Source organism: Microcystis sp. M083S1, from assembly GCF_020246405.1.
GTDB classification, from domain to species: Bacteria; Cyanobacteriota; Cyanobacteriia; order Cyanobacteriales; family Microcystaceae; genus Microcystis; species Microcystis aeruginosa_C.
Map to the genome: position 1 here is coordinate 1 of NZ_JADBTB010000095.1, position 13,955 is coordinate 13,955.

Genomic DNA, 13,955 nt, shown 5'->3' on the forward strand with positions numbered 1-13,955 from the left:
TCCAGATGCTCGTCAAGTGGCAATTAAGGAAGGGAAACTTGCTCAATTTGGTGTTCGGATTCCCCCAGAAAATGATTATCCTCAAATTTGTCCTTTCTTGCCAGAGCAAATCTTAGATGAGAACTTCTATGGCAATTGACCAAATGTGTCTCAGCTTATAATAATATGAACAACCACAAAGGCACAAAGGACACAAAGATTAGGTTTTTCTGGCAAACCTAACTAAAACTTACCTGAAGAAAAGCCCCCAGAAAACATCACTTTCTAGGGGTTTAATTACAATTGACGGAAAACAAACTTATGGGGAGGTTAACCTCCAGCCACCGCAGGAACGATACTGACTTCATCGCCATCTTTTAAGGGGGTTTTTGTCCCATCGAGGAAGCGAATATCTTCACTGTTGACGTAGAAATTTAAAAAGCGCCGGGGTGCGCCCTCTTCATCGCATAAGCGGGCCTTAATACCGGGGAAACTTGCTTCTAAGGATTCGATTAAATCACCGACACTACTAGCACTACACTCGATGGTAGCCTTATTTTCTGTAAATTTTTGCAGGGGAGTAGGAATCAGAACTTTTACAGCCATAGATATCAAGGAAAAAGTGGAAAGGACGGTAAGCTGCGCGCGAATTTAAATTGCTTGTGGAGATGAGGCAAGAGGATAATTGCCCCATCATCCCCGAACATCAATTCTAGACGAGAACCTGTTGCCATTCGAGGCGTTCGAGGGTGCGGGAACGTTCCAGGGCCCGTTCAAAGCTTTCTAATTTCGGTTCGATTAACAGGGGTTCACCGATATAACCCTGTACCGCTTCTTGGGTTTTTAGACCATTACCGGTGATATAAACGACCGTGGTTTCTTCGGGGTCGATTTTACCCGCTTCTACTAATTTTTTCAAGACAGCGATAGTCGTACCGCCTGCGGTTTCTGTGAAAATGCCTTCCGTTTCTGCCAAAAGTTTAATACCTTCGATAATTTCGGCATCGGTGACGGATTCAATATTACCGCCAGTTTTACGCGCAATATCAAGGGCATAAACACCATCGGCGGGATTACCAATAGCGATCGATTTGGCGATAGTATTGGGTTTAACTGGGGCGACAAAATCCCGTCCTTCCTTGAAAGCTTGGGCAATGGGGGAACAACCCTCCGCTTGAGCGCCACTAAAACGCACTGCTTTATCTGCCACCAAACCGACTTTGACGAATTCTTGGAAGCCTTTATAAATCTTGGTAAAGAGGGAACCACTGGCTAAAGGTGCGACAATATGGTCGGGGAGTTTCCAGCCTAATTGTTCAGCCACTTCAAAGCCTAAAGTTTTGGAACCTTCGGAATAGTAGGGACGCAGATTGATGTTGACAAAACCCCAACCGTAGGTATTGCCCACTTCTGAACAGAGACGGTTAACTTGATCGTAGTTGCCTTTAACTGCCATGACCGTGGGATTATAGATTAGGGTGCCGAGAATTTTACCCGCTTCTAAGTCGGAGGGAATGAAAACACAACAGTCTAAACCGGCGTGAGCGGCAATAGCGGCGGTGGAATTGGCCAGATTTCCCGTACTAGCACAGGAAACGGTAGTAAAACCTAATTCTTTGGCCCGGGTAAGGGCGACGGATACCACTCTATCTTTGAAGCTGAGAGTGGGCATATTGACGGCATCATTTTTAATGTAGAGATTTTTTAGACCCAAGCGCCGAGCTAAACGGTGGGATTTAACTAGGGGAGTCATACCCGTACCCACATCGATGGGATTTTCACTTTCCACTGGCAAAAAGGAACGATAGCGCCAGATGGAATTTGGACCTGCTTGAATGCTTTCTCTGGTAACGGTGCGACGGATGAGGTCGTAATCGTAGTCCACTTCTAGGGGGGCAAAGGTTTCTTCGCAGATATTCAGCGCTTTCAGGGGGTAAGAAGTCCCTCCTTCCTTAGAAACCAAGCGGGTAAAGGTGGGGATGAATTTTGAGGTTTTGATGTTTGTCGCTAGGGTCATGATTTTCCTGTCTTGCCGTCAACTGAATCTACACACATCCTATCACCGGCAAAATCTTGGTGTCAAATATACCCGACTATTTTTGTCGGGTATAAATTTATACAAAAACTAGGTGATATTCTGGGGAGCAGCAAGGGTTAAGGGGAGAGAGTTCGGCTGCCGTGTCAGGAAACTTCGGGGTAGTTTTAGGTCAAAAAAAGGACTAGGAGAAGGGATTTAAGTTTTTTAGGAGGTTACAGCCTATTTACTGCTAATTTTATCGAAATAAACCCTAATTTTTCTTTAAATAGCCTAAAAAGGGGGGCGATTAACTGCGGTTGCCAGAAAGTTTCTCGCTTTACTCAGGATGATTGTCAAGAAAAGTGACAAATTATGTGATTTTGTTGAGAAATAATAATTTTTTCTGGACTGCCAAATAAAGTTGACCATTTCCAGCAGGAGACTATTTTTATTTATTCTCCCTTCTCCCTAGGAAGGTAGGGTTGATTCAAGGTAGGGTTGATTCAAGGTAGGGTTGATTCAAGGTAGGGTTGATTCAAGGTAGGGTTGATTCAAGGTAGGGTTGATTCATGAATCAACCCTACGAGGGCAGGGGGGATCAAACCTTAAGAGTCAGTGGTCAGGAGACATCTGTTTTTTGATAAAAAGTTAAGGTAGTATTGCCGTAGCGTTTTTGACGACAAATGGTTAAACCTTCTAGATTAATTGCTTGCCAAGATTTGGGATTATGTTCCACGGCAATTTCCCCCAGAGAATCTAATAAATTAGATTGAGAGATGGCAGTTAGTACCGGTAAATATAACCCGCTTTCGTAGGGAGGGTCAAAATAAATTAAATCAAAACTTTTCCCCGCTAAAGTGGCTAACTTTGTCAGTACATCCCCCCGAATTACTTGAAATTGCTGGGGAGAAGTTGCTAAATTGCGCCAATTTTCCTTGATAATTTCGCCAGCGCGTCCTGATTGTTCAATTCCGATTACTAGACTCGCACCTCGACATAAAGCTTCCGCACCCATGGAACCATTACCCGCACAAAGATCCAACCAACGACAGCCGGATAATTTCTGTTGCCAGATATTAAATAAAGCTTCTCGCACCCTTGCTGTCGTCGGACGGGTTAATTGTCCTGCTAGGGTTTTTATGGGACGATTGCCGTAAATTCTCATCGGTTAAAAGGCAAATTCAGTTAATCTTTTTTGTAATAAATCAGGAAAAAGAGCATAGTATCTTTGATTGAGAGGAGAGGGATGGGGGAGAGGCAATAAAGTCACTTCCTTTTGCTGTTTTAATCCCTGTTCATCGGTAGCGGTAAGGGTAACTAGCAGTTTTTTAGTAAAGCGTTCTTTATCAAGATAGAATTTATCTACTTCTCTGGGTTTACCGTAGGGTTCAAACCATTTAAAAGCTTCCGTGCCAAGGGGAATGATATGATCACCTTGCCAATAAAAAACGAGCAGTTTTTCTATAAATGGACGAAAACGATCTTTCACTTCCCCAGAATAAGCTTTATTACCAGGCGGTTTGTAGGGAACTGTATTAGTTAGGAAAATTCGATCGCACACCGATAATAACTCTTGACGATCATGGGATTTTCTCCCCTGCCAAGCTTGAAAAAATCCCTCTCTTACCATTCTACCGGCAGCCCCGATCAAAGGTTGTCCCGCATACACTTCATCTCGTCCTAAATCCCGGCCAAAAAAGCATAACTGACTAGCAAGATTACCAGCATACAAAACTGGTTCAAGGGGGTCTTTTTTTGCCTCTTGGTAAATCAGGGTATCGATGGGAAAATCCTCTTTTTTTGCCTCTTGGTGTACCTGTTTGATTAGGTTTGTAATATCGGCCATTATTCCAGAAATCAGTTATTAGTGGTTCTCCATTCTACTACAAAAGTGAAAATTATCAGCCGTCAGTCTTCAGAAGTCGGTCTTCAGAAGTCAGGAGATTATTTTTATTTTTTCTCCCCACTTCATAATTCATAATTCCCTCTTCCCGCTCACCAATTCATAATTGATAATTCATAATTCATAATTCCCCGCTCCCTTCACTCCTCGGTGCGATAGCCAAATTCTGCTAAAAGTGAGCGAGATTGTCGCCATTTCGGTTCTACCTTCACAAATAATTTTAAATATACCTCCCCAGCGATTAACTTTTGAATAGCCGATCGCGCGGAAGAGCCGATCGCTTTTAACATACTGCCATTTTTACCGATGACGATCCCTTTTTGGGAAGCTCGTTCCACGTTAATGGCGGCAAAAACCTTGGTTAAAGCGGGAGTTTCCTCGACGCGTTCAATCACCACCGCCACAGAATGGGGAACTTCCTGACGAGTTTGCAGTAAAATCTGTTCGCGGATTAATTCGCCCATAATAAACCTTTCCGGTTGATCGGTGACTAAATCGGGGGGATAGTAATAGGGACCGACTTCGAGGAAATCAATTAACAGATTTTGTAATTCTTCGATTCCCGTCCCCTCCAGTGCCGAAAACTTGAGCAGAGGCCAGTTATTTTCCGCCGCTAAGGTGCGATAACTATCGTCGATAGGCTCCGGGGCTTCCGGTTGCTGATCGGCTTTATTTAGCCCTAAAATCGTGGGAGTTTGGTTTTTAGTCAGTAAATCGGCAATATAGCGATCGCCATTGCCCAAAAAATTACTACTATCGACAACAAATAAAACTAAATCTACAGAATTTATGGCGTTTTCGGCATTTTTAACTAAAACTTTGCCTAATTCGTGATGGGGTTTGTGAATGCCTGGGGTATCGACAAAAATCATCTGAGAGCGCTCGTCGGTGACAATGCCGCGCAAACGGTTGCGGGTAGTTTGAGCGATGGGGGAAGTAATGGCGATTTTTTGTCCCACTAATTGATTCATCAGGGTGGATTTGCCCACATTAGGACGACCAATAATGCCAATAAAACCGGATTTAAAACCAGTGGGTGCGATGGGAATTACTGCCGAATCGAGATTAAAGGCTTGGGAGTTGATAAAATCGTTCATAATTAAAGAATATTACTTAAAAAATATTTTTACCCATGCAAAGGATAATTTTGTTCTTGTTAGTATTGATTCTAGGCTGTAGTAACCATTTAGAATTGTCTATAGCGGGAAATTTAAGCGATCGCTTAACTAATTATCCTCGCTGGATGACTAAACCAGTGGTTAGTTTTGCCAGTGGAGATTTAGTTTATCCCGATTGGATGGTGGGCAATTGGACTGTCACCAGTACCCTAATCGATTTAACCGCTCCTCTTGCTCCCCAGATTATCACACCTGGTTTTGAAAGTAATCGTCGTTACCTAGAAAAATCGATCGAGTTTCCGGTGAGATTCATCGAGAAAGCTATGTCCAGACCGATAAATGCTGCCTTTTTATCCACCATTATCAGTAAACCATCAATTGTGGCCGATCGATCCTTTAATGGTTTAGCAATTAGTCGCGCCTACTTAGGTAATCAATCGGTATTATCGGTAAAAACTGACCCTAATAATCCCAATCGTCAGATTACCTTTTTACGCGGCGCTCATCAACTAATTTCCACGGTAATTGCCAGAAATAGCGAAACTCCTAGCCAAAATCAATTTATTGCCACAGAAATCAGTCAACAAATTTTCCGGGGAGAAACCAACACGTATCTTAATGAGGTGGAAACCACCACCGCCTATCAGTTATTATCTCCTAATAAAATTCTAGGCGATCAGGTGACAGCCATTTATCTTTCTCCCCAATCGCCGGATTTTTTCCAAGCGCCGAATCGTCCTGTGGCTTTGTATCGTTATCGCTTAGAGTTGCTGAAAGATTAATATTACCAGTGGTTAAACCCTGCTGAAACCGGCGCAGTCTTTCCCCATCCTGTTGAAAAAGTATAGGGAGATCCTTTTAGTGATCAGTAATCATATTAAATCTGGTTATTAAAAACTGATTATTTATTTCCCCTCTTGCCTTTTGCCTTTTGCCTGTCCTCATAAGTAGCCTATACTCAACGGATTTAGTATCAGTGGGGGGTTCGGTGTTGGGGAGAAGGGGAATTATGAATTATGAATTATGAATTGGGGAGCAGGGAGAGGGGGAGAAGAAATAAAAGCTGACTCCTGACTCCTGAATACTGACTCCTGACTCCTGAATACTGAATACTGATAGGACAATGACCTTGCAATCAAAAGTTCATGTCTGCGTCACAGTAAGTTCATATCCCCCACCTAAATTAGAGATAGTCAGTCCCAAGCCGTTTTCCAAAACACTCCTCTCACACCCACGATTATTAGGACTGACTTTTATTCCCTTCTCAAAATGGTTAAACAATAAAAACTATGACTCGCAATATTTTTAACGATAATATTTCCCCGCTCAACGAAGGCAATCCCAAACGCTCCAAATCTTCTGCAATGAAAAAACTTTTTGCCTATTCCTCCTTACTGGTTTTGGGTGCCGGGTTAGGTATCGGTGCCACCTACGCCTACAGTCAAAATCCTCTAGAATTAGCCCAAAATATTGCCACCGCTACCAATAATCCTCGCCCCTCCACAGCAGCCGCAGCCGCTCCCTCGTCTCTGGTTATTCCCACCAATTTTGTCGCTTCTGTGGTGCAAGAAGTGGGGCCGGCGGTGGTAAGAATTAATGCTTCTAGGGAAGTCAATGGAGGCGGTGATTTTTCGGAATTTGCTAACGATCCTGTTTTCCGTCGCTTCTTCGGTTCCCAAATACCCGAGCGAGGAGAAAGACAAGTTCAAAGGGGTACAGGTTCGGGGTTTATTATCAGTAATGACGGTAAAATTATCACCAATGCTCACGTTGTCGAGGGAGCAGATAAGGTGACTGTCACCCTCAAAGATGGTCGCACTATTGATGGTAAAGTTTTAGGTAGTGATCCTTTAACTGATGTGGCAGTGGTACAGGTGGAAACGAGCAATTTACCCACGGTTAAATTAGGTAATTCTGATAGTTTACAGGTGGGAGAATGGGCAATTGCTATCGGTAATCCTTTGGGATTAGATAACACTGTCACCACGGGGATTATTAGCGCCAAGGAACGCAATGGCTCCCAAATTGGTGCTAGTGATAAACGGGTGGATTTCCTGCAAACCGATGCGGCAATTAACCCCGGAAATTCCGGCGGACCTTTGTTAAATGCTCGGGGAGAAGTTATCGGAGTTAACACTGCTATCATTCAAAATGCCCAGGGTTTAGGTTTTGCTATTCCGATTAAAACTGCCCAAAGAATCGCTGAACAATTAATCGCCACGGGTAAGGTGGAACATCCCTATCTCGGTGTTCAAATGGTGCAGTTAACCCCAGAGGTAAAAGAACAATTAGCCGATAGTCCTATGGCTGATAATTGGACTATCCCCGATGATTCTGGTGTCTTGTTAGTGCGGGTGATGAGAGATTCTCCTGCCGCAGCAGCAGGATTGCGATCGGGTGATGTGTTAAAGTCTGTAGGTGGTAAGAATGTCACCGATCCCGATGCGGTTCAGGAAATTGTGGCTAATACTCAAATCGGCGATAATTTACCCGTAGAAATTAGCCGGGAAGGACAAAAAATTAATCTGAATATTCAAGTGGGTAGCTTGAATACTGCTAACAGATCCTAGTCTGGAAGATAAGTGGTAGAATACCTAAACTTTATAGAGAGCTTGTTACTAAGCTCTCTATATTTCTGGTTTTACTTTTGCCTCTTGAATCGAATAATTATAGCATTTATCTTAATGGTGAGATAAGTAGGTAGTCGTTAAAAATTATCAGATACCCCCCTTATCAAGGGGGGATCAAGGGGGGATCGACACCCCCCTTATCAAGGGGAAATTAAGGGGGAATCGACACCCCCCTTATCAAGGGGGGCAGGGGGGATCGACACCCCCCTTATTAAGGGGAAATTAAGGGGGGATCGACACCCCCCTTATCAAGGGGGGATCAAGGGGGGATCAAGGGGAAATTAAGGGGGGATCGACACCCCCCTTATCAAGGGGGGATTAAGGGGGGATCAAGGGGGGATTAAGGGAGAATCGAAAGATAGTTAAATACTTGACCCTAGGCTCACAATTTTACTGTTGCGAGATAGAAAATAAAAACCGCTCGTAAGCTCGATTAATTTTTTGCATAATTTTAATCGCCATGGCGGAGGAATTGTGATCGGGGTGATACTGACGAGCAAGCTGATAATATCTTTGTTTAACTTCTGAAAAACTGGCATTCTTAGAAATTTCTAAAACCTCCCACCAATCCTCGGAATCGGAGGGCAATATTTCTAATTCTCCTAACATTTCTGACCATATTTTTACCTTACCTCCATAACTACCTGTAATTAAAAATTGACCGTCAGGACTAAATTTTAAGGGAGCAGTTCCCCGTAAAATTTTAATTAATTCTCCTGTTTGTCCTTGCCAAATTTTAATTTCTGTTCGGGAAGCACTAGCAATTAGATGGCGATGAGGATTAATAGCAATACTAATAATTGCCTGCTCGTGTGCCTGCCAACTTTTAATAATTTCTCCTGTCTTTATATCCCAGATTTTAATCGTTTTATCACTACCGCCACTAATTAGATATTGACCATCATTACTAAAAGCTAAACTGTTAACGGCTGCCCTGTCACCGATAACAGTTTGATAAGCATAACTATGATCAAATCGCCATAATTTAATAGTTTTATCATCACTACCACTAGCAATAATTTGGCTATCGGGACTAATAGCACAGGTATTAACTGCCTCCTCATGACCGATTAAAGTTCGCTTTAATTCTCCTGTATGATAACCCCAGATTCGCAGAGTTTTGTCATTACTAGCACTAACAATAAATCTTTCATTGGCAGCAAAAGCTAATTGTAAAATTACACCATCGTGGCTATCGGGAGCATTTACACGAGCGAAAAAACTACTTTTATACTGCTTAGTTTCTAATTGCCACTGACTAATTCTGCCATCTAATCCACCAGCAATAATCGATTTACCGTTAGGACTTATCGCCAGAGTTTGGAGCGGTTCATTAACTCCCACAAAGGAATAAATTAATTTACCCGTTTCTCGCTGCCAAAGTTTTATGGTTTGATCTTCTCCCGCACTAGCGATAATTTTACCATCAGGACTAACATCGATCGCCCCAATATTTGCCTGATGACCTTTAAGGGTTTGGAAACACTGCCAAGATAAACGCTCTGGCATAGTAATTTCTGTAGAATCTAACTGTTGATTTTCCTGAACAGATACTTCTTCTAAAAGTCCCTGTAGTTCTGCCTCTAGATTTTTATATTTCCCCGTAACTTCTTGCCAAAATAAAGCTTCTTCGTACTCTCTAGTAATGCGATCAAAAAATTCTAGATTGCCATAAAAATTATTGTCGGAGTAGGTGGGAGATAACATTTTCATCAGTCCGTAGACTCCTAACCCGACTATCCCACCAGCGATCGCCATGGAACCAGCACCAACACCGAAAGCTGTACCTTTAACCGCGACTCCCACACCCCCAAAGGTAGAGTAGATACCGATTCCGCCAAGGCTTCCTATTCCCAAAGCTAACCCGACATTGTGATCGTTTGTTTCTAGTCCTTGCAGACTGGCATAAATTGCCGAACTTGTCAGGATGCCAATCCCCGTCATTCCCACTAAACCGACGCTTATACCGCCAAATCCGCCGACTAAGCCGATATTTCCCAGACAAGCAGATAAATTAGCTCCTGTGACTCCACCGATGGCGGGAATAACAAAATCGAGCTTTTTAGCCATATTTTTCCGAAATAATCAAGTTATTCATCGGGTTTCTCCTATAGAGTTTAGCCTAGTTTGTTATCGACGACCGACCCCCTGATAACTAATTTTTGATAAGCTATGAGACAGTAGTGCGAAACGTTTAGGCATGAAATAGGGAGCCAAATGCCCGAAATAACCGCCTAGTAAGGTCTTCAGTCCCCCGACTGAATCTAAGAGGTCAACCCAGACCAACCTTATAACTGTTTATATGTCCCGACGTTTAGTATCACTCGATACCAAACTAGGCAAGGGGACTCAAGGTCAAAACACTCTGTAACAATTATTTACAATTGCTACAAAGGTGAGAGTAACGGCGATAGCCACCCCCAGATTCAGAAATCACAATTCTGGGACTGAAGCGGGGAACGGAAGGCTCCGAGGTGTAACCTAACACCAGAATCGAGACCACTGCCAACCATCCATGATTAGGTGTGAACCGAATGTCCGACCTGAACCATCGTAATTAGCTAGTAGTGAAATAGGCTGACACACTGCGTTCAAAAGAACAAGGGGAAAAGTAAGGAATTTGCTAACTCACTTACACAGACCTTTAAAAGTACCCCGATGGATAGGACAAATCTAAAGATGGAATGCCCATATAAACGGAACGTGATAAGCCCTTTCAGGCTCTGAGTATCGGTCGAAATACCCAGTAGTGACAAGTGTAAGCGCAAGCCTTCAAGGGTGTGAGATGTAACCAAAAGCCAACGCCTGACGGTAATAGTCAGGATATGCTGACGGGTTACGGTTTGATTGTAAGGATAGAGTCTAGTAGGAGTCTATATGACGAAATCGAGAGAAGGTAAAGGATTCGGGAAACCGAAAACCACTAAGACTACGAATGTATGGAAAGCTATCAACTGGGGGAAAATCCAAAGATATGTTTTCAAGCTCCAAAAGAGAATATACCAAGCGGCTAAATCGGGACAGGATGCAAAGGTTAGAAGGTTGCAACGTCTATTGGTGAAATCATACTATGCTCGTCTATTAGCAGTTCGCAAAGTAACCCAAGATAATCAAGATAATCAAGGAAAGAAAACAGCAGGTGTCGATGGAGTGATAGCAATATCCCCAGAACAAAGGCTAAATCTAACTGAGGAAATCAAGGGAACAACTAAAGCAAAACCGTTAAGAAGGGTGTGGATTCCTAAACCAGGCAGGGATGAAAAACGCCCATTAGGAATACCAACCATCAAAGACAGAGCTAGACAAGCGTTGATTAAATCGGCACTTGAACCAGAATGGGAGTCAAAAATGGAAGGAACCAGCTATGGTTTCCGACCCGGAAGGTCGGCCCATGACGCAATATCAAGGATATACCTCAGCATTAATAAAAGTAGCTACTTTGTATTAGATGCTGATATTGCCAAGTGTTTTGACCGAATTAATCACAACTTTTTACTGTCAAAAATTCATTGTCCCAGTGCCTTGAAAAGAGACATTAAACAATGGCTCAAAGCAGGAGTATTGGATAAAGGCGTATTTGAAGAAACAGAAACAGGGACACCACAAGGAGGGGTAATAAGTCCACTACTTGCTAACATCGCACTGGATGGAATGGCAAGATTAATCGAAACACTATTCCCCAAAAAGGGTAGTAAAACTCAAGCTGTTCTAATAAGATACGCCGATGACTTCGTAGTGATTTCACCATCACTCGAAATCATTGAACAGTGCAAAACTGTCATTTCTGAATGGTTAAAACCAATTGGATTAGAACTCAAACCAGAAAAAACCAGAGTGTGTCATACACTCAACCCCATTGAGTACAATGGGAAAACTGAAGAACCCGGTTTTGATTTTCTAGGATTCAATATCAGGCAATATCCAGTAGGAAAATACAAATCTGGGAAAACAGGAGGGAGAGGAAGCCAATTAATTGGTCACAAAACCCACATCAAACCCAACCAAAAAGCAGTTAAAGCCCACACAGAAGCGATTAAAGGTGTAATCAAAAAACACAAAACAGCACCTCAATCAGCCCTGATTAGTCACCTAAACCCAATCATTAAAGGCTGGGCTAACTACTACTCAGGAGTAGTATCTATGGATACCTTCAATAAACTAGACAATACAATCTGGTTAATGTTAAGGGCATGGACAGTATCAAGATGCGGTAAAGCGAACCACGAAAAGCTGAGAAACCACTTTAGACCGGGTACAGTTAAACTCAGCAATGGGAAAGAAAGGCAAGAATCTTGGTTATTTAAGACCAATGATGGTCTTCATTTATGGCAACATAATTGGACACCAATTGTCAGACATACCCTAGTACGCCCCGACGCTTCACCATTCGACGGAAATTGGACTTACTGGGCGACCAGACGAGGACAAGCAATCGACACACCGACAAGAGTAGCTAAACTACTTAAGAAGCAACAAGGCAAGTGTAGCCGATGTGGGCAGTATTTCACCCCATCGGATTTAATTGAAGTTGACCACATTCACCCTCTCAGCTTAGGCGGAAAGGATGAATATAAAAACCTTCAATTACTACACCGCCACTGTCACGATGATAAATCGGCATCCGATGGAAGCCTAAATCTATCTGGTTTGACAAATTCAGAAGTCAAACTAGATAATACAAGGTTAACCAAAGGAAGTCAAGCTGTATCCTTAACAAGGGAACAGTCAAACTAGGAGCCGTGTGAGGCGAAAGTCTCACGCACGGTTCTGAATGGGAGGGGAGGTCGGTGACGACCTTCTCGACCCCTAATATTATAATTTTGTCGTCAATCCTATGATTTTGCCAGGTAGTACCGTTCGAGTCACCAATCCCGATGATACCTACTATAAATTTGAAGGTTTAGCCCAGCGTTTAAGCGATGGGAAAGTGGCCGTTCTTTTTGAGGGGGGCAACTGGGATAAGTTAGTTACCTTTAATCTCTCGGAATTAGAAGAAGTAATTATTGCCCCCGCTAAAGGCAAAAAATAACCATGCGTCCACCCTTACCGCAATTGGCCACGGATAACCGCCATCCCGATCATATCGCCGAAGTTATCGAGACGACGACGACCGAGTTTTTGGCGCAATGTTTGGAACCAGAGGAGTTAAACTTTCCTTTTATGCCCGCTTTTGGTAGTTGGGTGAAAGCCTACGATGAAGAAACGGGTAATAAGATTTTTGGGATTGTCACCTTTGCCACCACTGCACCCATCGATTCGGTACATCGCGCTAGAGCTTTGGGGTTGTCTTTGGCTGAATTGCGGGAACAACAGCCGCAGATTTTCGCTATGTTAAAAACGGAATTTCGGGCAACTATTGTCGGTTTTGAAACCCTGCCAGGACAAGTTAATGGCAATGGTGCCGGGCGAGGTTATATCTATCAATATATTCCTCCCCGGCCCCCACAAATTCATCAGGCGGTTTATCAATGTGAGTCGTTAGAAGTAGTTTATTTTAGTGAACAATTAGACTTTTTAAGAATTTTATTACAGGTCAAAAATACTCCCGTGGAAGCTTTGGCAGCCGCTTCTATCCGTCAGATGTATCAATTGCGTCAAGCCGATCAACAATGGTTAGTCAATGTGGGCAGACAGTTAAGTGTTTTACTTAAAGATGATTATGATCGCTTGCGTTATATTCTCAGTCAAATTCATATTAGTCCTTAGATAATTCGGCTCTCTTGGCACTCTTAGAGTGGTGGAAATCCCTTACTCCCTTTCTTTGTGTCCTTTGTGTCTTTGTGGTTAAAAAAAATCAGCAACCCTTGGCCATTCTCGGAAATGTAGGAAATGTTTCTAGATAACATTCTCTACCCAGTGAATATATAGCAAACCTAAAATCTTTTCAAGTTAGGAAATTTGAAAAGATTATATTTGGCAAAAATTCAAATAAAAGATTAATAATCTTAAAGTTTTTGCCGAAACGATAAAACCTCCTGAGCAAATTTTTTAATTGAAACCAAATTGCTTCAAGTGGATTTTCTTCTGGCGCATAAGGGGCAAAAAGTTCACAAGTAATTTTCCAGTCTGATTTTGCTAATCCTTTGGGATATTTTTCTAAAATTAAATCTGGCTCTAACAAGTTTAATGCACCATAATAAGTTTGTCTATCTTTATAATTATTAATTGGGGTTTGCTGAATAAATCTAAAAACCTTGTTGGATAAGGCTTTTAGACTTTTTTTCCCTGAAAAAGTGCCTACCATTGGAGTGATTGGGGGGAAAATTTAGGGATTTTTTCCCTGAAAATTAGGTAATTGACCACCTGAA

Annotated in this window: 11 protein-coding genes and 2 pseudogenes; 6 read left to right on the forward strand and 7 right to left on the reverse strand. The window is 42.5% G+C overall.

Going from position 1 to position 13,955, the window contains the following annotated elements:
- A pseudogene (locus tag IM450_RS09395) lies at positions 1-139 on the forward strand (DUF29 domain-containing protein); the annotation flags it as partial.
- A 170-nt stretch (positions 140-309) separates the two neighbouring features.
- Here IM450_RS09395 and IM450_RS09400 read toward each other — a convergent pair.
- The 5 genes from IM450_RS09400 to era form a co-directional block, all read right to left on the reverse strand.
- Complete coding sequence (locus IM450_RS09400; protein WP_002735127.1) at positions 310-585, reverse strand: MoaD/ThiS family protein; 276 nt, start codon at positions 583-585, stop codon at positions 310-312.
- Positions 586-691: 106 nt separating this feature from the next.
- On the reverse strand, positions 692-1,996 hold the full coding sequence (gene thrC / locus IM450_RS09405; RefSeq protein ID WP_002750866.1) for a threonine synthase: 1,305 nt from the start codon (positions 1,994-1,996) through the stop codon (positions 692-694).
- 619 nt (positions 1,997-2,615) lie between these two features.
- Positions 2,616-3,161: a 16S rRNA (guanine(966)-N(2))-methyltransferase RsmD gene (gene rsmD, locus IM450_RS09410; protein WP_004163586.1), complete on the reverse strand. Its 546-nt coding sequence runs from the start codon at positions 3,159-3,161 to the stop codon at positions 2,616-2,618.
- A gap of 3 nt (positions 3,162-3,164) precedes the next feature.
- Complete coding sequence (locus tag IM450_RS09415; protein ID WP_287664235.1) at positions 3,165-3,842, reverse strand: uracil-DNA glycosylase family protein; 678 nt, start codon at positions 3,840-3,842, stop codon at positions 3,165-3,167.
- Positions 3,843-4,039: 197 nt separating this feature from the next.
- Positions 4,040-4,996, reverse strand: a complete 957-nt coding sequence (gene era / locus IM450_RS09420; protein WP_002750870.1) for a GTPase Era — start codon at positions 4,994-4,996, stop codon at positions 4,040-4,042.
- Positions 4,997-5,031: 35 nt separating this feature from the next.
- Here era and IM450_RS09425 point away from each other — a divergent pair, with 35 nt between their 5' ends.
- Positions 5,032-5,799 (forward strand): DUF6816 family protein, encoded by a 768-nt coding sequence (locus IM450_RS09425; protein ID WP_287664239.1) that lies wholly within the window; start codon positions 5,032-5,034, stop codon positions 5,797-5,799.
- Between the two features lie 507 nt (positions 5,800-6,306).
- Entirely contained in the window at positions 6,307-7,587 is a 1,281-nt protein-coding gene (locus IM450_RS09430) for an HhoA/HhoB/HtrA family serine endopeptidase (RefSeq protein ID WP_190537833.1), read from the forward strand.
- Between the two features lie 450 nt (positions 7,588-8,037).
- On the opposite strand, the gene IM450_RS09435 is transcribed toward IM450_RS09430, so the two are convergent.
- On the reverse strand, positions 8,038-9,717 hold the full coding sequence (locus IM450_RS09435; RefSeq protein WP_287664243.1) for a DnaJ domain-containing protein: 1,680 nt from the start codon (positions 9,715-9,717) through the stop codon (positions 8,038-8,040).
- Between the two features lie 807 nt (positions 9,718-10,524).
- Between IM450_RS09435 and ltrA the strand changes: the two genes are divergently transcribed.
- The 3 genes from ltrA (at position 10,525) to IM450_RS09450 (ending at position 13,353) form a co-directional block, all read left to right on the forward strand.
- A complete protein-coding gene (ltrA, locus tag IM450_RS09440) occupies positions 10,525-12,381 on the forward strand; it encodes a group II intron reverse transcriptase/maturase (protein WP_287664245.1) in 1,857 nt (618 codons plus the stop codon).
- 100 nt (positions 12,382-12,481) lie between these two features.
- Positions 12,482-12,676 carry an NAD(P)H dehydrogenase subunit NdhS gene (locus IM450_RS09445; RefSeq protein ID WP_002759298.1) on the forward strand — a complete coding sequence of 65 codons (195 nt, stop codon included), beginning with the start codon at positions 12,482-12,484 and terminating at the stop codon, positions 12,674-12,676.
- Between the two features lie 2 nt (positions 12,677-12,678).
- Positions 12,679-13,353, forward strand: coding sequence for an HAS-barrel domain-containing protein (locus tag IM450_RS09450; RefSeq protein WP_002800325.1), 675 nt, complete (start codon positions 12,679-12,681; stop codon positions 13,351-13,353).
- 167 nt (positions 13,354-13,520) lie between these two features.
- Here IM450_RS09450 and IM450_RS22690 read toward each other — a convergent pair.
- Positions 13,521-13,822 (reverse strand): annotated as a pseudogene (locus IM450_RS22690) (IS630 family transposase); the annotation flags it as partial.
- Positions 13,823-13,955: the final 133 nt, after the last annotated feature.